At 64.3% G+C, this 22,100-nt stretch carries 16 protein-coding genes; 2 read left to right on the plus strand and 14 right to left on the minus strand.

Features of this window, described 5'->3' with window-relative positions:
- The first annotated feature begins 130 nt into the window (after positions 1-130).
- Together LN450_RS15505 and LN450_RS15510 are read left to right on the plus strand one after the other, a co-directional pair.
- Positions 131-1,060 (plus strand): L,D-transpeptidase family protein, encoded by a 930-nt coding sequence (locus tag LN450_RS15505; RefSeq protein WP_029820174.1) that lies wholly within the window; start codon positions 131-133, stop codon positions 1,058-1,060.
- A 2-nt stretch (positions 1,061-1,062) separates the two neighbouring features.
- A complete protein-coding gene (locus LN450_RS15510; RefSeq protein ID WP_011348446.1) occupies positions 1,063-1,782 on the plus strand; it encodes a M23 family metallopeptidase in 720 nt (239 codons plus the stop codon).
- 469 nt (positions 1,783-2,251) lie between these two features.
- Here the strand turns inward: LN450_RS15510 and fhuE are convergent, their stop codons facing one another.
- The 14 genes from fhuE to LN450_RS15580 form a co-directional block, all read right to left on the minus strand.
- Positions 2,252-4,435 carry a ferric-rhodotorulic acid/ferric-coprogen receptor FhuE gene (gene fhuE / locus LN450_RS15515; RefSeq protein WP_011348448.1) on the minus strand — a complete coding sequence of 728 codons (2,184 nt, stop codon included), beginning with the start codon at positions 4,433-4,435 and terminating at the stop codon, positions 2,252-2,254.
- 719 nt (positions 4,436-5,154) lie between these two features.
- Positions 5,155-7,155, minus strand: coding sequence for a transketolase (tkt, locus tag LN450_RS15520; protein ID WP_011348449.1), 2,001 nt, complete (start codon positions 7,153-7,155; stop codon positions 5,155-5,157).
- 205 nt (positions 7,156-7,360) lie between these two features.
- The gene (locus LN450_RS15525; protein ID WP_074038477.1) at positions 7,361-8,641 is read right to left on the minus strand and encodes a dicarboxylate/amino acid:cation symporter; all 1,281 of its coding nucleotides are present in this window, start codon (positions 8,639-8,641) and stop codon (positions 7,361-7,363) included.
- Between the two features lie 825 nt (positions 8,642-9,466).
- Entirely contained in the window at positions 9,467-11,215 is a 1,749-nt protein-coding gene (locus tag LN450_RS15530; RefSeq protein ID WP_011348451.1) for a BatD family protein, read from the minus strand.
- The gene (locus LN450_RS15535; RefSeq protein ID WP_011348452.1) at positions 11,212-13,029 is read right to left on the minus strand and encodes a VWA domain-containing protein; all 1,818 of its coding nucleotides are present in this window, start codon (positions 13,027-13,029) and stop codon (positions 11,212-11,214) included. Before LN450_RS15535 ends, LN450_RS15530 begins: the two co-directional genes overlap by 4 nt.
- On the minus strand, positions 13,017-14,033 hold the full coding sequence (locus tag LN450_RS15540; RefSeq protein WP_029820181.1) for a vWA domain-containing protein: 1,017 nt from the start codon (positions 14,031-14,033) through the stop codon (positions 13,017-13,019). Before LN450_RS15540 ends, LN450_RS15535 begins: the two co-directional genes overlap by 13 nt.
- A complete protein-coding gene (locus tag LN450_RS15545; protein ID WP_029820182.1) occupies positions 14,030-14,491 on the minus strand; it encodes a DUF4381 domain-containing protein in 462 nt (153 codons plus the stop codon). The genes LN450_RS15540 and LN450_RS15545 overlap by 4 nt, the downstream gene beginning before the upstream one ends.
- 2 nt (positions 14,492-14,493) lie before the next feature.
- Positions 14,494-15,456 carry a DUF58 domain-containing protein gene (locus LN450_RS15550; protein ID WP_011348454.1) on the minus strand — a complete coding sequence of 321 codons (963 nt, stop codon included), beginning with the start codon at positions 15,454-15,456 and terminating at the stop codon, positions 14,494-14,496.
- A gap of 20 nt (positions 15,457-15,476) precedes the next feature.
- Positions 15,477-16,496, minus strand: coding sequence for an AAA family ATPase (locus LN450_RS15555; RefSeq protein WP_011348455.1), 1,020 nt, complete (start codon positions 16,494-16,496; stop codon positions 15,477-15,479).
- A 437-nt stretch (positions 16,497-16,933) separates the two neighbouring features.
- Positions 16,934-18,883, minus strand: a complete 1,950-nt coding sequence (locus LN450_RS15560; protein ID WP_011348456.1) for a type IV pilus secretin PilQ — start codon at positions 18,881-18,883, stop codon at positions 16,934-16,936.
- A 19-nt stretch (positions 18,884-18,902) separates the two neighbouring features.
- Positions 18,903-19,436: a pilus assembly protein PilP gene (locus LN450_RS15565; RefSeq protein WP_007974439.1), complete on the minus strand. Its 534-nt coding sequence runs from the start codon at positions 19,434-19,436 to the stop codon at positions 18,903-18,905.
- Positions 19,433-20,098: a type IV pilus inner membrane component PilO gene (locus LN450_RS15570; protein ID WP_008575845.1), complete on the minus strand. Its 666-nt coding sequence runs from the start codon at positions 20,096-20,098 to the stop codon at positions 19,433-19,435. Before LN450_RS15570 ends, LN450_RS15565 begins: the two co-directional genes overlap by 4 nt.
- Positions 20,095-20,877, minus strand: a complete 783-nt coding sequence (locus LN450_RS15575) for a PilN domain-containing protein (RefSeq protein ID WP_011348457.1) — start codon at positions 20,875-20,877, stop codon at positions 20,095-20,097. Before LN450_RS15575 ends, LN450_RS15570 begins: the two co-directional genes overlap by 4 nt.
- Entirely contained in the window at positions 20,877-21,935 is a 1,059-nt protein-coding gene (locus LN450_RS15580) for a pilus assembly protein PilM (RefSeq protein ID WP_011348458.1), read from the minus strand. The genes LN450_RS15575 and LN450_RS15580 overlap by 1 nt, the downstream gene beginning before the upstream one ends.
- Positions 21,936-22,100: the final 165 nt, after the last annotated feature.

Consider the following 22,100-nt stretch of genomic DNA (forward strand, 5'->3'; position numbering starts at 1 on the left):
CGGTGCAGCGATTTCACGCAGAAATCGCAGGCGGCTGCGGCAAGGTGCGCGCATGCCTCTTTCGGACCTGCACATGCCACCACGCCCCTACGCTCGCGCCTGCTTGCTTGCCCTTGCATTGGGTACTTCCTTGTCTGCGCTGGCGCAGGCGCAACAGCCCGCGCCTGCCGCTGCGCCTGCATCGGCCGCAGCTCCCGCGGCCAAGGTTGTTCCTACCGGTGCGCGCTCGGACCTGCACGCGCAGGTGTTGCTGGATCGCGCGCATTTTTCGCCGGGCCAGATCGACGGCGAGCGCGGTTCCAATCAAAAGCGCGCAGTGTCAGGGTTCCAGGCCGCCCACAACATCAAGGCCACAGGCGAGCTGGATGACGCGACCTGGCAAGCCCTGCAGGCCGACACCACACCGGCCCTGGTGCAGTACACGCTTACCGACGCCGATGTCGCCGGCCCGTTCCAACCCATTCCCAAAGGACCTGCCGAGCAGGCCAAGCTGACTGCGCTTGGCTATGCCTCCGTCGACGAAGCGCTGGGCGAGCGTTTCCACGCAGACCCCGCGCTGCTGGCCCAACTCAATCCTGGCGTGGATCTGAGCAAGGCCGGCAGCGTGATTCAGGTACCCAACATCGACGGGGTGCCGCCCCTGGCCAAGCCAGCCAAGCTGGTGGTGGATAAGTCCGATTCGACGTTGCGGCTATTGGACGCCGACGGCAAGGTCTATGCGCAATTCCCGGTGTCTTCCGGCAGCAAGCACGACCCGCTGCCCATTGGCCGTTGGAAAATTCTCGGCATCTCGCGCGACCCGGTTTTCAAGTACAACCCCAAACTGTTCTGGGATGCGAAAAAGGGCGATCAGAAGGCCACCTTGCCAGCGGGCCCAAACAATCCGGTCGGCCGTGTCTGGATCGATCTGTCCAAACCGCATTACGGCTTGCATGGCACGCCCGAGCCCGGCCATGTCGGCAAGACCGAATCGCATGGCTGTGTGCGTCTGACCAACTGGGACGTGGTCAACCTCGCCAGCGTGGTCGGCCCGTCGGTGCCGGTGGTGATGCAGGAATAGACATGAAACTGCTGATGACCTTGGTGGTGGGCGTCGTGCTGGGCGCGGCCGGCTTTTGGTGGCTGGAACGCACCGCACCGGAAGCGAAAGTAGAACCCTCATCCAGCGCTGCACCCATCGCAACAGATCGCAGCGCAGCGAGTGCTGCGCCGATGGCAGCCCCTGCAGCGGCCGCCACGGCGGCACCGATGGCTGCCTCAGCACCACTGTCCGATCCCGCGCCGGCCGGCATGCCTGCCGCAACAACGCCAGCGCAGCCGCCTGCCGCTGCGGCACCGGGCAGCGACTTGCTGATTCCGGTACAGGGCATCGGCGCCAGCCAGTTGCAGGACACCTTCACCGATGCGCACAGCGAAGGCCGCGTGCACGATGCCATCGACATCCTCGCTCCTACCGGCACACCGGTTGTGGCAGTTGCCGACGGCACGGTGGAGAAACTGTTCACCAGCGAGCGAGGCGGCCTGACGATTTACCAGTTCGAGCCTGGCGGCAAATACTGCTATTACTACGCGCACCTGGAGCGCTATGCCGACGGCCTGGCGGAGAAACAATCGATCAAGCGCGGCCAGGTCATCGGCTATGTCGGCAGCACTGGCAACGCCAATCCTGCCGCACCGCATCTGCACTTCGAGATCCATCGGTTGGGGCCGGAAAAACAATGGTGGAAGGGCGAGGCGCTCAATCCCTATCCGGTGTTGCACGGGGACCAGCCCCTGCAGTGAGATGGTCGCCCAAGTGTGTCTCGCTACGGCCTGCGTTTTTCGCATAGCGCCGCCATCTGCCGCAACGCCTGCGCGCCTTCATCGACTGGTTGGCAGAGGTCATGGCACCGTATCTGCAGCCGCTTGTGCAATAAGCAGCAGGTACATCGGCGCAGCGCGCTACGCCGATCGGCAGTCATGCACAGCGAACCCTTGCATTGCGGACTTCGCAGCGCACGTGGGGCGCTGATGTCTAGTGCATGCCCGTTGACTCGATGACGCGACACGTTGCCTCACGACAACCGAGATCTCGATCCACCGCGCGCCCTGATCGCGCAATCAGCGCGGCTGACAGAGGCCCTGTTCGGCAGTGCAATTCCCTGCAATCTGCTGAAACTCGGAACACCAAAAAGCACAAGCATCTTTCGCAAGATGCCCGTGCCATGGCGCAATCGCAGCGAGCGTTGCAGACGCCCGATGTCGCTTCAGATCAGAACGTGTAGTTGAAGGTCAGCATGCCGTTGCGCGAGGCGCCCCACGCACCATAGCCATTGTTGAACTGCGCGTAGTAACGCTTGTCGAGCAGGTTGTCGATATTGAGCTGCACCGAAAACTGCGGCGACAGGCGATAGCGCGCAAACGCGCTGACCACTGCGTACGGGCTCTGCTGGAAGGTGCCATACACCGGGTCCACATAGTACGAACGGTTCTGCCAGTTGACGCCACCGCCCACGGTCAGGTCGCTCCACGCGCCCTGTGGGGTGTAGCTACTGAACAGCTTGATGGTGGTGCGCGGCAGTTGCGTGTTGATCGAGGCACCGCTGTCGTCGCGTGCGGTGTAGTGCGAGGCGCCCAAGGTCGCGTTCCAGCCCTGGGTCAGGCGGCCGGAAAGTTCGAAATCGAAGCCTTCGCTGACCACACCACTGGCAGCGACGTAAGCAAAATCGCTGCTGCCCGGCACCAGCGTGCTCGTCGCTACACCTAGATTGTCCTGCTCGATGCGGAACAGGGCCAGCGAGGCATTGAGCTGGTCGTCGAACCAGGCCGCCTTGACGCCGGCTTCGTAGCCCTTGCCGCTCAACGGATCCAGGTAGCCGCCATTGGCATCGCGCAAGGTCTGCGGGTTGAAGATCTCGGTGTAGCTGACATAGGTCGACCAGACATCGTCGATGTCGTAGACCAGCCCGGCGTATGGAGTGACTTCGGTCTGGGTGTCGGAGAACGGCACCAGCCCCTGCGTCGCATCGGCGTTACGGCCGTCAATCTGCCAATCGGTATAGCGCGCGCCCACCAGCAACGTCAGTGGATCGGCCAGCGAGAAGCGTGCGGCCACGTAGGCGGCCTTCTGCTTGATGGTGCCATCGCTCTGCACCGTGCGCGGGCTCCAGTTGGGCTCCGGATACGCGCCATTCCAGCCCAGGTAGCTGTCCAGGGGTGCGGGGAAGTCGAAGGTACCGTTATTGACGTACTCGCGCCGGTTGTAGCTGGCGCCGGCGACCAGTTGATGTTCGCGGCCGAACAGCTGGAACGGGCCCTGGGCATACACGTCGGCGCCGTCGGCCTTGCGCTCGGTCTGGTAGTTGCCCGAATACGGCACCACCCCACCGCCGGTGGTGCGGTCGAAGCCGAAGATGGTGTAGAACGGATAGAACAGGTGGTTCGTCGCTTCGGTGTTTTCGTGGCTCACATTGGCCTTGAGGGTCCAGCCGTTGTCGAAGCTCTGTTGCAGGCTGGCGAAGGTGCGCTGCAGGCGCGTGTCCCAGAACGTCCAGTCGGCCGCCGGATTGAACGAGCGCTTGTAGTCGGTACGCGTGCCATCGCTGTAGAACAGCGGGAAGCCGCCCCAGGTGACATCGTCCGATTCCTTTTTCTGGTACTCATAGCCCACGCTCAACAGCGTGCTGTCGGTGAGGTCGGCATCGATGATGGCCGAGCCGATCTTCTTGCGCAGGCTGTAGCGATCCATGTCCGATTCGCCGTCCTGATACACGCCCACCACGCGTGCGCGCACGGTGCCTTCGGGACTCAGCGGCACGGTGAGATCGGCCACGCTGCGGGTCTTGTTGAAGTCCCCGCCGCCCACCGACACGGTGCCGGTGAAGTCGCGGCTGAGCGCATGCTTGCGTACCAGATTGATCGAGGCCGACGGATTACCCGAGCCGGTCAATAAACCGGTTGCGCCGCGCACCACTTCCACGCGGTCGTACAGCGCTACATCCAGTGCCGAATCGCCGTAGCTCCACGCCTGCTCCATGTAGGCCGGGATGCCATCGAATTGGTAGTTATCGATATAGAAGCCGCGCGCATAGAAGTCCAACCGTTCGCTGTCATTCTGCGAAGCCGAGATACCGGTGACGTTGTTGAGCACGTCGGTGATGCTCTGCAGGTTCTGGTCATCCATGCGCTCGCGGGTGATCACGGTGACCGACTGCGGAATCTCGCGCAGCGCCAGGTTCATCCGCGTCCCGGCAGAGGTTTTCTCCACCGTATAGCCCTTGGCCTGCTCACCCTGCACGGTCATCCGGTCCAGCGTGGTGACGTCGGCATCGGCGGTGGGCGCTTCTGCCAAGACCTGGCCGGCGGCCAGCGTACACAGCGCAGCGAACAGTGCGCGGGGCAGGGCGTGGCGGCGTGCGCCCACAGAAATAAGACGCATTTCGGTACTACGGATCATCGGGTGACTCCAACGCAGACGGATCGGGCCGCACGCACCGCATAGGCGCAGCGCCGGCAACAAGGGGGAGGAACGGTGCGCCATACCATTGGCAGCGCATCATTTTAATGGGAATGATTCACATTTTAAATAGCCCGCGTAACACCTCGTTGGTATCGACCGCCACAAGGCAAACACCGGCTCCCTGGCTCCCTGGCTCCCTGGCTCCACGCCCTGCCGGGTCGCGATATCACGCGTGGGAGACCATGACGTGCAAGAGCCGCTGCGTACGCATCGGCTCGCCGGCGCCAGGTCCGCGCACCGCAGCTGTCCCGCTTCTGCCATCAGCCGTCATACGTGGCGGGCATGGCCTCGCGCGTTGGCGCCGCCCTGTGCAGGCCCTCCCGCGCAGCCATTGCGGTTACACATGCATCTGGCAACCCGTCGGCCGCCAGGGTTGCGGCAATGACGCATGCCGCGGCTTGCGTACTGTTGCGATGGCGATCGTCCCGAAGCCTGCGGCGCTCCGATCCACCGCTGCAGGAAGCGCTCGCATCGAATTGCGCAAATTCTCGCGACATGCAGCGTTGCCAGAGATGCGGGCGCCCCCCTCCGCCGGCCACGCAGCACGCGAAATGGAGACATCGCACCGCGAGTGCGCGAAACGCGGCGCGTTGGGACATCCGCCACAAACAAAAACGCCGGCTTTCGCCGGCGTCTTTGTGACTCTTATCAGCGCGCTACAGCGCCTTCGCTGCGGCCACCACGTGCTCGGCAGTGATCTTGAAGTACGCATACAGCTGATCGGCCGGTGCCGAGGCGCCGAAGGTATCCATGCCGACGACATCGCCATCCAGGCCGACGTACTTGCGCCAGAAGCCGGTCACGCCCGCTTCCACCGCCACGCGCTTGCGCACGGCATTCGGCAACACCGAGTCGCGATAGGCCGCATCCTGGCGGTCGAACACATCGGTCGACGGCATCGACACCACGCGCGTCTTTAGGCCGGCCGCATCCAGCGTCTGCTTGGCTTCCACCGCCAGGCCCACTTCCGAGCCGGTGGCGATCAGGATCACGTCCGGCGTACCGCCTTGGGCATCGGCCAGCACGTAACCACCGCGTTCGATCAACTTGATCTGCTCGGCGCTGCGCGGCTGATGCTGCAGGTTCTGACGGCTGAAGATCAGGCAGCTCGGGCCGTCCTTGCGGGTAATGGCCGCCTTCCAGCTCACTGCCGATTCCACCGCATCGCCCGGGCGCCACACATCGTTGTTGGGGATGTAGCGCAGCGATGCCAGGTGTTCCACCGGCTGATGGGTCGGGCCGTCCTCGCCCAGGCCGATCGAGTCATGCGTGTACACATGAATCGCATGCGCCGGGTTCAACGCGCTCATGCGCACGCCGTTGCGTGCGTAGTCGCTGAACACCAGGAAGGTGGCGTCGAAGGGAATGAACCCGCCATGCAGCGCCAGACCGTTGGCAATGGCGGTCATGCCGAACTCGCGCACACCGTAGTACACGTAGTTGGCATCCGGGTCGTCGGTGGCGACCGACTTGCTGGCCTTCCACAAGGTCAGGTTGGAGTGCGCCAGGTCGGCCGAACCACCGATCAACTCCGGCAGCAGCGGGGCAAACGCTTCAATCGCCAGCTGCGAAGCCTTGCGCGAGGCAATGGTCTGGCCCTCTTCCTGCGCCTTGGCGATGTAGGCATCGGCCTTGGCGATGAAGTCGGCCGGCAACTCGCCGTGCGAGCGACGGGTCAGCTCGTCGGCTTCGCTGGCGTACTGCTTGGCATACTTGTCGAACAGCTGTTCCCATTCAGCCTGACGCAAGGTACCGGTACCGCCGGCACGCCAGCCGGCGTAGATCTCTTCGGGAATTTCGAACGGGCCGTACGGCCATTCCAACGCCTTGCGGGCGCCTTCCAGTTCGTCCTTGCCCAGCGGCGCGCCATGCGAGGATTCCTTGCCGGCCTTGGTCGGCGCACCGAAGCCGATCTTGGTACGGCAGCAGATCAGCGTGGGCTTGTCGGTGTTTTCCAGCGCCGCCTCGATGGCGGCCTTGATCTTGTCGGCGTCATGCCCGTCCACATCGCGGATCACGTGCCAGCCATAGGCCTCGAAACGCGCCGGGGTGTCGTCGCTGAACCAGCCGGCCGTATTGCCGTCGATGGAAATCTGGTTGTTGTCCCAGAACGCCACCAGCTTGCCCAGGCCCCAGGTACCGGCCAGCGATGCGGCTTCGTGCGAAATGCCCTCCATCAGGCAGCCGTCGCCCATGAACACCCAGGTGCGGTGATCGACGATTTCCAGCTCCGGGCGGTTGTAGCGCTGCGCCAGCAACTTCTCGGCCAACGCGAAACCGACCGCATTGGCGAAGCCCTGGCCGAGCGGACCAGTGGTGGTTTCCACGCCGGGAGTTTCGCTGCGCTCGGGGTGGCCGGCGGTCTTGCTATGCAACTGGCGGAACTGCTTGAGCTGCTCGATCGGCAGGTCGTAGCCGGACAGGTGCAACAGCGCGTACTGCAGCATCGAACCGTGGCCGTTGGAGAGCACGAAGCGGTCGCGGTTGAACCACTGCGGGTTGTTCGGGTTGTGCCGGTAGAAGTCGTTCCACAGCACTTCGGCGATATCGGCCATGCCCATCGGCATGCCGGGATGACCGGACTTGGCGGCTTCGACCGCGTCTGCGGCAAGAAAACGGATGGCGTTGGCCAGCTGGCGGCGGGTGGGCTGGGTCATGGGCGTCTATGGAAGCGGAGGGAACACCGCTGGAAGCGGAGACCCCTATTCTCCCATACACAGCGTTAGGGGGCCGGGATTGGTGATTGGAGAATCGGGATTGGCGAAGGCACGGGCGACCTGACCTTCATCCAGGAAGGCCCGATGGCACCACACGATCGCAACAGCCCGCTTTAGCGAATCCCCAATCCTGACTCCCAAATCCCTACTCTTCGCCCTTGGCCACCAAGGTCGTCAGCGCCAGATCCCCGGTCACGTTCAGCGCCGTGCGGCACATGTCCAGGAAGTGGTTGACGCCCAGGATCATGCCGATACCCACCGGGTTGACCCCGACCATCGCGCAGATCAGCGCCACCACCGGCAGCGAGCCGGACGGCACGCCGGCCGTGCCGATCCCGCCCAGGATGCAGACCAGCATCACCATGAACTGCTGGCCCAGGCTCAGGTCCACGTTGAAGAACTGTGCCAGGAAGATCACCGTGACGCCTTCGAAGAGTGCGGTTCCGTTCTGGTTGGCGGTGGCGCCAACGGTCAGCACGAAACGCGACACGCGCGGCGGCAGGCCCATCTCGTCGGCCACGCGTAGCGCCGTCGGCAGGGTTGCGTTGCTGGACGCGGTCGAGAACGCCATCACCGTCGCTTCCTGGGTCTGGCGGAAAAAGCCCAGCGGCGAGCGTCCGGCGAATTTCACCGCAATGCCGTAACTGACCACCATGTGCAGGCCCAGCGCCAACACCACTACGCCCACGTAGGCGCCCAGACGAATCAGCAGATCGAAGCCGAACAGCGCGGCCAGGTTGAACATGAAACACGCCACCGCATACGGCGCCAGGCGGATCACCAGCCCGATCAAGGTCATCGAAATCTCGAAGACCCCTTCGATGCCGCGCCGCAATGTGGCGACCTTTTCGTCTTCGGTCAGCACCATGCCCACGCCGAACATCACCGCAAAAAACATCAGCGACAGAATCGCGCCGTTGCTCGACGCGGCGGCAATCACGTTGCTGGGCACGATCGACAGCAGCATGTCCATGCCCTGCGGCTGCGTGCCGGAGCTGGAAATGATCTCGCGGGTGCGCTCGGCGTTTTCCTGGATCAGCTGATTGGCCAGTTGCGGGTCCACGCCCGCACCGGGCTTGAGCACGTTGACCAGCACCAGCCCCAGCAGCACCGCCACACCGGACAGCACCACGGTATAGCCCAGGGTGCGCCACCCCACCCGCCCGAGCGCGCGGATGTCGCCCATTTCGGAAATGCCCATGACCAGCGCCGAGAACAGCAGCGGCACGATCAGCATGAAGATCAGATTGAGGAAGACCTGCGAAAACGGCGTGGCGACGTACTTGGTCGCCAGGCGCACCCACTCGGCGTCGCTGCCGGCCAGGTAATAGACAGCCAGGCCCAACAACAGGCCAACGGCAAAGCCAATTCCCATCTTCCAATGCAGGGGCAGGCCCGGACGGCGCGTGGCTGGGGATACTGTCATCTGGTCAGGCCTTGGTGGACACAAAGACCGGAGCTTAACAAACGCCATGGATGCGGCCACCTACCCGGGTGCTGCTATATGCCTTGTGCGGGTAGGCGAGCTTCTCGCTGTCGGGTGAGGCAGCGTTTTGCAGTTGGCGGTAGGAGTTGCTGTTTAGGCGCAAAGCAGGACGGCCGGCATTTCGAGCCGTCGCGGCGTTCAGATGAAATCAGATGGCTGAAAGCGAGAGCCCGCCTGTCGAGTGCGCGATGCCTGCCCTCGCCGCTCGCGGGACACGCCGTAAACCCATCCCTGGGGGCTCGATGGCAGCGTCCATGCCGCCAACGGTCCCGCAATCGGCAAGGACACCACACTAGACAGTTGGCTGGTGGTTTCGTTGAAGAGCGAATACGCCGTGTCGACAGCGCTGATCGCTTGTTGAAAACTCTGCACACCGACCAACTTGACCGGTCCTTGCCCACCGTCGCGGGACCCTTGGCGCCATGGATGCCGCCACCGAGCTTACAAGGACGTACTTGCAGCGTGTCCGGCGAGGGTGGGCGGGCAAAGGCACTGCGGCTAAACCCAGCGCCAACGCTCCTTGCTCTGTGCCCCATAGTTTGCAGATCACGCGCATCCAAAATCGACGCGTTATCCGCGCTGGAAGGCAATGTCGCCGCTCAGAGCAAGTAATGGCGGCCAACAAAATCTAACGAGCCACTGTTAGGTGTGCAGATCCCCCACCAGCAATCGAAGTACCGTTGTTGCAGACCCTTCGTCACACCGGCTGCAACTGCGCGGCCAATATGTCAGTCGTTCCAGGACGCCACCAAAGCAACCCGTCAGTCAAGGCGCAGGCGGATACAGCGGCGCCAGCACCTCCGGTTCGGCCGCACTTGCATGCCGCCAGCGCGGCCCCTTGGCGAACGCTTCACGCAAGGCAGCGCGCGCGCCGGTCACATCGCCGTCGCCGCCCCAGCGTGCCCGCTGCATGCGCGCCACGGCTGCACGCTGCGCCGGGTCGGCCAATGCCGCCATCACTGCATCGATATCGGCAACGCCGGCCATGCCGCAGAGCACCGCCGCCACCTCGTCCATGCCGCCGGTGTCGAGCGCGCGGCGCAACTCGGCAACGCCGTGGGTCGCACGTCTGCCCTGGGCTGGCACGTCGCTGCCGTTGCCCTCATTGCCGCCTGATGCACCGCGCGGAGCACCGCGCCGACGCAATAACGCCCACACCAGCGTGGCGATCCACAAAAGCGCAAATCCGATCGCCGCCGCGATCCATCCCCACGGCGCTCGCGCGGGAGATGGTGCTTGCAGGGTGAGCGTGCGATCGGGTGTCGGCGCCGATTGATCGGGTGCCGGATTCGGCGCCGATGCCGGCGCAGGCGTCGCAAACGCACCGCTACCTGCCGCCACATCGAGCGTCAGGTCGGGCAGTGACGCGGTCTTGGCTGCGCCTGCGCCCACATCCCACCATGCCATCTGCAGCCCGGGCACCACCAACGGACCGGCGCGGTTGGGCACGATCGAATAGCGCCGGGTCAGTCGCAGTTGCGGCGAGCCGTCCACAAAGCGTTCCTCGAATTGCGGCGGCTCGGCGAATACCTGCGCGTCGGGCACGCTGGGCGTGGGCAATTCGGGAAACTGCGCCTGGGTCGCGCCGCGCGCACTGGCTTCCACCACGAATTGGGCCGCCTCACCGGCTCTCGCCCGCTGAGGCGTGGTCGTGTAGCGCAACTGCAGGCTGCGCAACGGCAGCCACGGCTGCGGCGCATTGGCCGGTTGCGCGCGCACCTGCAGCGGAATGCTCGCACTGCGCGCACTCAACTCACCGTTGCCGCGCCCGAAGTAATCGTCGAAAAACCCGCCTACCGAACGCCCGTTGAAACGTGCCGGCGGCAGTAGCAGGCGACCGCTGCGCTCGGGCACCAGCAGGTAGCGCCGCTCCACCACATTATATTGGCGTCCATTGACGACCTTGACCGAGCTGACGTCGTCGCCGACGCGCTGCATCGATGCCCCATCGGGTGCCTCAAGATCCAATTCGCCCGATGCCAGTTGGGTGGCGAAGTACAACCGCACCACCACGCCCACGCTTTGCTGCACGTAGGGTTGCGGGTCGTCCACCTGGGTTTGGACGAAGGCTTCTTCATTGCCCTGCGCCGCACTCGGCGCGCCGGCAGCGTTGCCGGAGCTGCTCGCGGGATCGTTCGCCGCGCCAACCACCTGCAGGCGCAGCGGTTCGGTGCGTTCATTGCCCACGCGTATCGCCGGCACGATGAGTTCGCCGCTCCTGCGCGGCGTCAGTACCACGCCGAACAAGGCGCGCACCGTCACCGACCCATTGGTCACCTGCATCTGCTGATTGGCGCTCTTGGCGCCCAGCGAAAAATCGCTGCGCAGCGGCGTGTAATCCGGGTCGACGCCGCGTTGGTCGGTTTCGATATTCAACATCGCCACATCGCCGGCATTGACGCTGTCGCGATCCAGCCACGCGCGCGTGACCGCACCTACCGGCGCGCACGCCAACAGTGCCACGCTGGCCAGCATGCCGATTGCCGCGCGACGTAAATGCTGTCTGCCGATCATCGTCCGTCCCGTTGCCTGCGTTCGTATTCCAGCCTGAATTTGGTACGCAGCAGGCTGCCCGGATCGTCCGGCACCCGCCGCAGCCATGCGTCCACCGCCTGACGTTGCTCGCGTTGTTCCGGCGTCTCGCCGGCGACGGCGGCCTCCTGCTTGCCGCTGGCATCGGCCTGCTTGTTGCCCGCCTGCGCCATGGCCTGCTGCATCTTGCGACGCTGTGCCTCATCGGCCTGCTGCTGCGCCTTGGCATCGGCAGATTGCGGCGGCGTGTCCTGCTTGCGTTGCTCGCCCTGCCCGTTCTTGGCCTGCGCATCTTGTGGCCTGCCGTCCTGTGGCGGCTGCCCCTCAGAGGGCTGGTTCTTGCTGTCGTGCTGGTTCTGCCCATCCTGGCCGGATTGCTTGTCCTGCTGATTCTGGCCCGCCTGCTGTTGCCCCTTCCCATCCTGGCCGGATGGCTTCAGGTCCTTGGACTGCCCCTTGCCATCCTTGTTGTTCTGCTGCTGGCGCTTGCGCGCCGCATCGACCGCCGCGCGATTGGCGATGGCGTCCTGCTGATTCGGATGTTGCTTGAGCGCACGGTCGTAGGCCGCGATCGCCGCGTCGTACTGGCCTTGTCGCGCCAGCGCGTTACCGAGGTTGTACAGCCCCTCATCGGTCGGTACCGCTTCGAAGGCCTTCTGCGCCGCTGCGAAATCGCCCTTGCGATACGCCTGCACCCCGGCATCCAGGCGCTGTTGTTGCACCTGATCGGCACGCTGCCACAAGGTGCCATCGGCCGCGTGCGCGGGCTGCGCCAGCGGCAGCACGCACACCATCGCCAGCACGGCCACCACCGCGCGGCGACGAAACGCCAGCAGGGACAGCAGCATCACCGGCAGCACCAGCCAATAGCCTTCGTCGAGCCAGCTCTTGCCGCCATCGGACTCGGCGGTTTCATCGGCCAACGGCTGTTGCGATGGATCGAGCACGCCCAACGCCCGCAGGTCTGCATCGTCCGGCGCAATGCGCGCATAGCGCCCGCCCCCCTGCGCGGCCAGGGTGCGCAGACTGCCCTCGTCGAGCTTGGCCTGCGCAATTTCACCGCTGGCCGTGCGATACGCCGCACCGCGCTCGCCGCCCACACCGAGCGCAGAGACACTGAAGCCGCGCGAACGCGCCATCCGCGCCGAACTTTCGGCGGAGCGATCTGCGCTATCGCTGACAAGCAGGATCTCGCCTTGCTTGAAGCCGGCCTGCTGCAACAACTGCGCGGCCGCATCGATCGCCCGGTCGGCACGCTTGCCATCGACCGGCATGACCGACGGCGACAGCGCATCCAGAAACAAGGCCACGTTGGCACTGTCTTCGGTCAATGGCGCAACCGTAAAGCTCTCGCCTGCATACACCAGCAATGCCACCTCGCCACCGGCACGTTTGCGCAGCAGCGTCGCCAGCTTAGCGCGCGCCTGCAGCAGGCGCGAAGGCGGCAGGTCGGTTGCGTTGGCACTGGACGACAGATCCAGCACCACTACCAGCGGCATGCTCGATTGAAACACCGGACGCTCGGTCTGCCGCCAGCTCGGCCCGCTCATCGCAAGCACGGCCAACGCATAGGTCAGCGCAGCCAGCACGAATCCCAGCCATCCGCGCCGACCGCCGGATACCAACAGCTTCGGCAACAGATGCGCATCCACGCTTTGCCGCCAGACGTCGGCATCGCGGCGACGCCAGTGCCACAGCGCAGCCGCCGGTACGATCGCCAACAGCGCCCACAACAGCGTCGGGCGCAACAGATGTAACGACTGCAGCCACCCCGCCAGCTCGGTCAGCGCGTCCATTGCCACCTCCGCGGCAGCAGATAGGCCAACAGGGCAACGACGATTGCCGCGCCCAATGGCCAGTAGTAACGCTCGACGCGCGGCTGCACCGAAGGCCCCAGTCCCTTGACCGGTTCCAGCCGATCCAGCTCGGCATAGATGCCGGCAAGCTCCTCAGTATCGCGGGCGCGGAAGAAGCGCCCGCCGGTCTGCTGGGCGATCTTGCGCAGCCCGTCTTCGTCGATGTCGTCGTTGCCGCCGGCCGGAATCGGCACCCCGAACAAGGAATAGCCGCCACTGCCGCCAAAGGCAATGGTGTGCACGCGCACGCCTTCGGCCTTGGCCAGTTCCGCGGCCTTCAGGGGATTGAGTACGCCGGCGGTGTTGACGCCATCGGTGAGCAACACCACCACGCGCTGGCCCTGCTTCTGTTCGCGCAGGCGCTTGACCGACAAGGCGATCGCATCGCCAATCGCGGTTTCGCGCCCGGCCAAGCCCACCACGCTGTCGCTCAACTGATCGCGCACGGAGGTCAGATCCGCGGTCAACGGTGTCAGCGCATACGCGCGTTGGCCGAATACCAGCAGACCGACGCGGTCGCCGTCGCGCCGATCCAGAAAGTCCGACAGCACGGCCTTGGCGGCGGTGAGCCGGTCTACCACCTTGCCACCAAGCACCATGTCGGGCTCGCTCATGCTGCCCGAAAGATCCACCGCCAACATCATCTGGCGCGCCTCGCGCGGTGGTTGAATCACCTCGCCCAATTGCTGCGGACGTGCCAGCGCAGCACACAACAAAAACCAAGCCAGCCACGCCAGCCAACGCGGCATCCGCAGCACCGGCGCGCTTTTGGCCTGCGCCACCGCCTGCAACTGCTCCGCATATGGCACGCGGAGTGCGGCCGCATCGGCGCGGCGTTGGGGCCAGAACCACATCAGCAACGGCAAGGGCATCAGCCACCACGCCCACGGCCAGGCGCAGTGCGCCAACGCATCCTGCCATTGCGACCACTGCAACCAGTTCATCGCCGGCCCCGCATCAACGCCACAAAGCGCTGCCGCGCCAACGCTTCTACCGCAGGCAGATCGCTGATGGTGGGTGCGCGCTGAAAGCCGCCTTCCAGTACAGCCCGGCCCGGCCCCTGCGAAAACACCTGGTCCTTGCGCTTGCGTCCATCCAGAAACTGCAACCACGCCTCGCCCTGCAAGCGGTCGGCCTGCGGGTCGACGCGCCGCGCCGCACGTCGCAGCAACACCGACACGGCCGCCAAGCGCTGCGCAGGCGTCGTGGCGCGCGCTAGTTCCGCATCGAACGCAGCCAGCCAGCGGCGCTGGCACTGACGCCGGCGCCACCACCAGACCCATGCGCTCCCCACCACCAGCACGACAACCGCGATCACCAGCCACCAGCCAGGTGCCAGCGGCCACCACGACGGCGACGGCGGCAGGTGCACATCACGCAGCGGCAGCGACTGCGGGGACATCGTCAGCGACTCCGCGCGGCAGGGCTGCCGCCCAACCACGCATCGCTGGCATCGTCGGTGGACAGGCGATGCAAGCGCACGCCGCGTGCCTGCAGGAGCGATCCCAAATGCTCCAGCGGCGCGACGAATTCGGCCTGCCAGCGTGCACGTCCGGCCTGGGTCGACAGATCGATCGCGATGCGCTCGCCACGCACGTCGAAGGTGACTGCACGTGCCGGTGGCGCCAGTTCCAGCGGATCGACCAGCACGATCACCACCACCTCGTGATGCAAGGCCAAGCCCGACCAGCGCGTGGCAGAAATCCGGCCGGCGCTGCGCGCATCGGCCAGCACGGTCAGGCGCGCGCCGGGGCGCAACAGGCGCGCCGCATGATCCAGCGCCACCTCCAGCCCCGCATCGCCGGACGGCGGCTGGGCATACCAACGCGCCAAGGCATCCAACACCGGCAGCACACCACGCTGACCGGACCGCGGCGCAATCGGCGCCTCGCTCGCGGTGCCGCGCAAGGCTGCAATACGATCGCCCTGGCGCTGCGCCAGCCATGCGGCGACCGCGCCGGCGCGTGCGGCCTGCACCGATTTGTAGCGCACGCGCGTACCGAAGAAGAGCGCAGGCGAGGTATCGGCCACGATCAGGCTCAAACGCTCGCGCTCAGCCTGAAACAATTTGGTGTGCGCTCGCCCGGTTCGCGCGGTCACGCGCCAATCGATATGCCGCGCATCATCGCCAGCCACGTACTCACGCGACTCGGCATATTCCATGCCGCGCCCGCGCGTGGCGGCCGGCACCGGCCCCACCACCCCGTGCCGGCCACGTCCCGGTTGACCGCGATGGATTGCAGTACCGCGCAGCGCAATCAGTTCTGCAAGCGCTGGGCGCACTCCATCGCCAGCGACTGGCGAGGTGGCGGCTTCAGGGGACGAGAACGGCATCGAAGACATCGGTGTCTGGCGAGAGTGCGGCATACCTCAGCGACGCTGCCCGATCAGGGCAGCGGAATCTTTTCGAGCAGTGCAGCGATCAGGCGTTCGCCGTCCCAACCCTCGGCGGTGGCCTCGTAGCTGGGTAGGACGCGATGCCGCAGTACGTCAGGGGCAATGGCGCGGATATCGTCCGGCGTCACGTAGTCTCGCCCGGCCAGCCACGCCCGTGCGCGCGCGCACCGTTCCAGTGCGATCGAGCCACGCGGGCTGGCGCCCCAGGCGATCCTCCGTGCCAATGCCGGGTCGTAACGCTTGGCATCGCGCGAGGCCAGCACGATTTCGATCAGATAGCGTTCCAGCTGCGGTGCCAGATGCACGTCAAGCACCACACGGCGCGCGGCGAAGACATCTTCCAATGGAATCTTGTCGGGTACGGTCTCGTGCTTTTCCAGCGTGTCGCGGGCGGCCTCGCGTGCCAGGCGCAGGATTTCCGCCTCGGCGTCGGCCTGGGGATAGCCGATGCGCACATGCATCAGGAAGCGATCCAACTGCGCTTCGGGCAGCGGGAACGTGCCCTCCTGCTCGATCGGATTCTGCGTCGCCATCACCAGGAACAACTGCGGCAGCGCATAGGTATGCCGGCCGACCGTCACCTGCCGCTCGCCCATCGCTTCCAGCAGCGCGGATTGCACCTTGGCTGGTGCGCGGTTGATTTCGTCGGCCAGCAGGATCGGGTGGAAGATCGGCCCGGGCATGAACTCGAACCGGCTGTCCTGCGGCCGCCAGATTTCGGTACCGGTCAGATCGGCAGGCAGCAGGTCCGGGGTGAACTGCACCCGTGCAAAATCCGCTTCCAGCCTCGAAGCCAGCGCACGGATCGCGGTGGTCTTGGCCAACCCGGGCGCGCCCTCGACCAGCAGATGGCCATCGGCCAGCAAGGCAATCAACAGCCGCTCCACGAGCGCTGCCTGGCCAACGATGCGCTGCGCAAGCGATTCGCGCAGCGAGGTGAATTGACGGTGCAGCCGGTCCTCGGCGGGCGCGGCAACGGCTTCGGGAGGGAGCAGTGGCGGTGCGTTCATAGGTCCAGTGTGACCGATTCGAACGCGATTGGTTCACTCGGCGATCGGGCCAGGTTCAGTCAAGGCCCAACATTTGCTCTGGATCACAAAGATCAGTTGGTTGGGAAAATTCGTTCTTTCCGAAGGCGCCCCTCGCTTCGCATTAAACAAATTTGAACCGCACTGGATTAGAGCACCATCGGCGCCGGCGCAGACAATGCCTACTTCTGCGCAGCCTAAATCTCACCTATTGCACTGCATCGACTGCCAAGCCGCCGCGGCCCCTTGTGTACCCCTGCACGTCGATACGATCACCCTCACGACACGCTCCAGGCCGCCACACTGGCCACACCTGGTTTGGCATATATCAGACGCGGCCAACCCTGCTAGCGACTCCCCTCATTTGCAATCCATACGAGAAAGGCCGCTTTCGCGGCCTTTTCCGGTAAAAGTTTCAATTACGGATTCGCGCTGGCCACGCGAAGAACCTTAGGAGTTACAAACACCAGGAGCTCGGCCTTCTCCTTGCTGCGTCCGCGCTTCTTGAAGAGATTTCCCAGGAACGGAATATCTCCAAGGAACGGAACTTTGGAGACGCTTTCGCGATCGGTAAATTCATAGACACCACCAATGACTACTGTCTCACCGTCGCCTACTAGCACAGCAGTATTGACCTCCCGGCGATTAATCTCGGGAACTGTTCCGTAGCCTTCCAAAATAATGAATCGAGCCACCTCGTCCTTCTTGACATTCATATTCAAGAAGACGCGATTGTCATTCGTGATGGTGGGCGTAACCTTCAATTCAAGTAGAACTTCCTTGAACTGCACATTCGCCTGCGCGGCGGAACCTGCCGCACCACCACCACTGATTGTCACATACCCAATCTCCCGACCTTGCTTGATGACACCCTCACGCTGATTGGCCGTCACGATCCGCGGATTTGAGACGACCTCACCTCGCCCTTCCTCTTGCATTGCCGATAGCTCAATGTCGAGGTTGAAATTGGATCCAAGCAAGGTATACGCCAAGCCGGCCGCTCTGCTATTGGTAAAGCCACTAGCCCCCAAATCGACATTCAACCCCGAAGGGAACAAATGCGAAGCCAGCGTTGTACTGGTACCAGTATTAGCGATTTCATTAGCTCGTTGCGCTGAAGTGTTCTGGAAGTTGACGTTACTCTCCAGCGCCCCGCTCAAAATCCCACGTCCGGTTGCGCCAGTGATGCCGAACCGCGCACCCAAATCACGCGCAAAAGTATCCGTCGCAATGACAATCCGGCTCTCGATCAGCACCTGATCCACTGGGCGGTCAATATGCGAAATCAGCTCGCGCATTTGCGCGACCTTCTTCGGAATATCGCTGATCATCAATGTGTTGGTGCGTTCATCGGCAACCAACCGACCACGTGGCGAAAGGAAACCATTGTCCTGCTGCCCCGCACCACCTTGTCCGCCCTGGCCGCCCTGGCCGCCACCACCGCCACCAATCCCCTTGGCCTCCGTCAGCGCTTTGAAGATCACCGCAGCGTTGTGGTAATTGATCTGCACATAATCGGTGATCAAGTCCTCACGGTTCTCGATCGCGATGCGGGCGTCTTCCTTGTCCTGCTCGAACTTGGCCAGCTCCGGTTGCGGGGCGACCCAAACCACGCCACCATCGCGGCGCTTGTCCAGGCCCTTGGCACGCAGCACGATGTCCAGCGCCTGGTCCCACGGCACGTTCATCAGGCGCAGCGTGACGTTGCCCTGCACGGTGTCGGAAGCGACGATATTGAGGTTGGACTCCTCGGCGATCAGCTGCAGCACGGTGCGCACCGGCACGTCCTGGAAGTTGAACGTCACCGGGCGGCCGCTGTAGCCGCGCGCAGCGATCTGCGCGGCAGCCTGCGTGACCGCCGCCGGGCTCACACCGCCAACCGCCGGCTGGCCCTTGCGCGGGGTGATTTCCACCACGTATTCGTTGCCGGTCTGGTAGGCCAGCGAGTCGAAGGCACCCTTGGTCGACAGCACCAGCTGCGAACCGGAGCCGGACGGCTTCACTTCAACGCGCTGCACCGGCGTGGCGAAGTCGGTGACATTGAGCGGGCGTTGCAGCTCGGCGGGTAGCTTGGCATTGCTGATGTCCACCAGCACGTTGTCGCCTTGCGTCCGCAGGTCCGGGCTGGCGCCCTGGCCGTCGAACTGCAGGATCAGACGGCCAGCGCCGTCTTCGCCGCGCTTGAAATCGATTTTGGACACCGCCAGGCTCGCCGGAGCGACCTTGGCCGGATCCTGCGCGGGCTGAGTCAGCGCCGCGGCGGCGAACGCGCTGCCGCTCGCCAGCGCCAGCGCGAACCCCAACGCGCAGGCCTGGAAGATCGCGTGGCGTCGTACCGGACGCAGCCGCTGGGCATTGGAAAACGTCATCGTGCTATCCCCTATCACTTTATTGATCATCCAATGCGAGTGCGGCCGGCCGTTCAAGCCATCCACCCGCACCGTCCGGCACAAGTTCAATCAGCTCGATGCGGTCTTCGTAGACCCCGGTCACCCGGCCATCGCTCTGTCCCAGATACACACCCGGCCGCACCCGGTAGGTCACCTTGTCAGGCGCCATCACCAATGCGATCAGGCCCGAACCGCCGCCAATGGTCCCCACCATGTCGAGGGCGTCGAGCGGAAAGGCTTCCAACGGTTCCTTGCGCCGGTTCGGATCCGGACGCGTGCCGTTGCCACCTTCCGCGCTGACCCAGGCATCGCTGAACGGGTCGCGCATCGCCTGCGCTGCATATTCGAAGGTCTCGAACTGCTGCATCACCGGCAATGGCTCCAGCGGCGGCGCAGGACGCGCGCGCACCTCGGCAACCCAGGCTTCCAGATTCGGCGCATCGCCCGGTGTGCTGGTCACACCGCGCGTGCACGCCGGCAATACTGCAATTAACGCCACACAGGACAGAATCTTGAGCAATTTCATGGTCATTGGCCGCCCTTCTTCGCAGCGTTGGCCGCAGCCTTTTCCTGCTCGGCCATTTCCTCATCGTCCAGATAACGATAGGTCTTGACCGTTCCGGACAGCTCCAGCGCACCGCGCGGGCCGATACCGGCCTTGGGGTCCTTGGGCTTGAGGTTGATGTCGTGCATGGTCAGGATCACCACGCGCGGCAGCGAGGCCACACCGCTGACGAAGGCACCGAACTGGTGGTAGCTGCCCACCATGCGCAGAGCGATCGGCTTTTCGGCGTAAAACTCCTTCGGCGATTCCGGACCGGGCTGGAACAGCTCGTTGGACAGGCCGCTGGACAACGCGGTCTGCGAAATGTCGATGATCAAATCCGGCATTTCGGTCTTGCTGGGCAGCTGACGCAGCATCTGCTGCAGCACTTGTTCCATCTGCGCGAGCTGCTGCTTGAGCGGCTCCAGGTTCACCGCGCGGCCCTGTTGGGTCTCGAACTCGGTGCGCAGCTGGGATTCGGTGCTTTCCAGGCCTTCCAGTTCATCGCGCTTGCTGCTGATCAACAGGAACCAGGCCAGCACCATGATGAACAAGCCGACCACCACGCAGAACACGATGCGCGCCTGCTGCGGCCAACCGCCGATGTTGTTGAAATCCAGATCGCTGAGCTTGAATGATTTCTTACTCATGACGCCGCCCCCTCCTGCGGCCGATTGGCTGGCGCCGGTGCTGCCTGCGTCGGTGCAGGAGCAGCGGCCGGCGGCGTTGCGGGCGCAGGCGCCGCTGCCGGAGCAGCAGGCGTCGCACCGGCAGGCGCAGCACCCGGTGCTGCGGTGCCCGGCGCAGCCGGATCCGCTGCGCCCGGCGCGGTGCCGTTCTTGTCAGCCTCGTTCGGGTTGGCCAGCTTGACCTTGAGCGTGAACACGTACGGCAGCGTCTTGGTGTCCATCGACGACGCGGCAGGTTGACCGGCCTTGTCCTGACTCTTGGCCTCGATGATCGACAGGTCCGGATTGGTCATCCAGCCCGAGCTTTCCAGGTTGCGCATGTATGCACTGACCCGCGCATTCGATTGCGAGCGACCTTCCAGCGTGAGGATGTCGCCATCCTGCTTGATGTTGGTCAGCGCCACGCCATCGGGAATGGTGCGCACCAGCGAATCGAACAGGTGCACCATCTGCGAGCGGTTGGCTTGCAGTTCCTCGATCACCTTCTTGCGGGCAAGCAGGCGGTCCTTCTTCTTGTCGAGTTCCTTGATCTCTTCGTTCTGCGCCTTGACCTTGTCGATCTCGGTGGTCAGAAACGCATTGCGCTCGGTCTGGCCGCTGATCTGCGCGTCGTAATAGAACCAGATCAACGCCGACAACAGCACGCCGCCCAATGCGGCGAAGCCCAGCATCGAATAGAACTCGCGTTCGCGTGCCTTTCGGCGCTCCGCGCGCCAGGGCAATAGATTGATTCTTGCCATCAGTCGAAGCTCCTCAGGGCCAGGCCGGTGGCGATCATCAATGCAGGCGCATCCAGCGCCAGCGCATGGGCCTGAACCTTCGGGCCAAGCGTCATCTGGGCAAGCGGATTTGCAACGACCGTGGTCACGCCGAGCTGCTCTTCCACCATCTCCGGCAGGCGCGCCAGCGCGGCGCAACCGCCGGCCAGCACGATGCAGTCGACGCGGTTGAACTCACTGCCCGCATAGAAGAACTGCAGCAGACGGCTGATCTGCTGCACAGTGGCTTCCTTGAACGGCTCCAGCACCTCGACCTCGTAACTTTCCGGCAGGCCACCCTGACGCTTGGCAAGGCCAGCCTCTTCATAGGTCAGCCCGTAACGGCGCATCACTTCGTCGGTGAGCTGCTTGCCGCCGAACACCTGCTCGCGGCTATACAGACTGCGACCGGAGCGCAGCACGCTCAGCGTGGTCATGGTGGCGCCGATATCCACCAGCGCCACCACCGCGTCGGCGGCCACCGGCAATTCGCTGGCAACCAGCGCGAAGGCGTTTTCGACCGCGAAGGCCTCCACGTCCATGACCTTGGCGGTCAAACCGCCGAGTTCCAGCGCCGACTGGCGCAGTTCCACATTCTCCGAACGCGAGGCGGCCAGCAGCACCTGCACCATGTCCGGGCTGTTGGGCATCGGGCCCAGCACCTCGAAATCGAGATTGACTTCCTCGATCGGGTACGGAATGTAATTGGTGGCTTCCAGTTCGACCTGGGCTTCCAGGTCGCTATCGTCCAGATCGGCCGGCATCGGGATCAACTTGGTGATCACCGCCGACCCGGCGACAGCAGCGGCCGCGTTCTTGGCCTTGCTGCCGGAACGGTTGATGGCGCGCCGAATGGCTTCGCCCACCGCCTCCACTTCGACGATGTTCTTTTCCACGACCGCATTCGGCGGCAATGGTTCCACCGCGTAATGTTCCACGCGAAAACGGTTCCCGCTGCGCGATAGCTGCAAGAGCTTCACGGCAGTAGAACTAATGTCGACACCAATCAGTGGCGACTGACTCTTGGGTAAAAGCCCCACGGTAACTCCCCTGCCGACGGGCACTTGGACGCACGTGCGCCCTCGTATTAATAATCAAATTTTAACAGTTGACAAGCCCTTCACGCGCTAGGCACTGACCCGGCGACGCGACCCCAGTGCTGTCTTCTGCGATCCCCAGAGTTCGGCCCCAGCCAAACTCGGCGT

Origin of the sequence: Xanthomonas euvesicatoria pv. euvesicatoria, from assembly GCF_020880415.1 — a bacterium.
Classification (GTDB): domain Bacteria; phylum Pseudomonadota; class Gammaproteobacteria; order Xanthomonadales; family Xanthomonadaceae; genus Xanthomonas; species Xanthomonas euvesicatoria.

What these genes read in the sequence shown, in the direction of transcription:
- LN450_RS15510 (WP_011348446.1), top strand. Translation starts at nt 1,063, where the DNA reads ATGAAACTGCTGATGACCTTGGTGGTGGGCGTCGTGCTGGGCGCGGCC.
- LN450_RS15575 (WP_011348457.1), bottom strand. Translation starts at nt 20,877, where the DNA reads ATGGCAAGAATCAATCTATTGCCCTGGCGCGCGGAGCGCCGAAAGGCA.
- LN450_RS15565 (WP_007974439.1), bottom strand. Translation starts at nt 19,436, where the DNA reads ATGACCATGAAATTGCTCAAGATTCTGTCCTGTGTGGCGTTAATTGCA.
- LN450_RS15525 (WP_074038477.1), bottom strand. Translation starts at nt 8,641, where the DNA reads ATGACAGTATCCCCAGCCACGCGCCGTCCGGGCCTGCCCCTGCATTGG.
- LN450_RS15555 (WP_011348455.1), bottom strand. Translation starts at nt 16,496, where the DNA reads ATGAACGCACCGCCACTGCTCCCTCCCGAAGCCGTTGCCGCGCCCGCC.
- tkt (WP_011348449.1), bottom strand. Translation starts at nt 7,155, where the DNA reads ATGACCCAGCCCACCCGCCGCCAGCTGGCCAACGCCATCCGTTTTCTT.
- LN450_RS15540 (WP_029820181.1), bottom strand. Translation starts at nt 14,033, where the DNA reads ATGAACTGGTTGCAGTGGTCGCAATGGCAGGATGCGTTGGCGCACTGC.
- fhuE (WP_011348448.1), bottom strand. Translation starts at nt 4,435, where the DNA reads ATGATCCGTAGTACCGAAATGCGTCTTATTTCTGTGGGCGCACGCCGC.
- LN450_RS15535 (WP_011348452.1), bottom strand. Translation starts at nt 13,029, where the DNA reads ATGGACGCGCTGACCGAGCTGGCGGGGTGGCTGCAGTCGTTACATCTG.
- LN450_RS15545 (WP_029820182.1), bottom strand. Translation starts at nt 14,491, where the DNA reads ATGTCCCCGCAGTCGCTGCCGCTGCGTGATGTGCACCTGCCGCCGTCG.
- LN450_RS15530 (WP_011348451.1), bottom strand. Translation starts at nt 11,215, where the DNA reads ATGATCGGCAGACAGCATTTACGTCGCGCGGCAATCGGCATGCTGGCC.
- LN450_RS15560 (WP_011348456.1), bottom strand. Translation starts at nt 18,883, where the DNA reads ATGACGTTTTCCAATGCCCAGCGGCTGCGTCCGGTACGACGCCACGCG.
- LN450_RS15550 (WP_011348454.1), bottom strand. Translation starts at nt 15,456, where the DNA reads ATGCCGCACTCTCGCCAGACACCGATGTCTTCGATGCCGTTCTCGTCC.
- LN450_RS15570 (WP_008575845.1), bottom strand. Translation starts at nt 20,098, where the DNA reads ATGAGTAAGAAATCATTCAAGCTCAGCGATCTGGATTTCAACAACATC.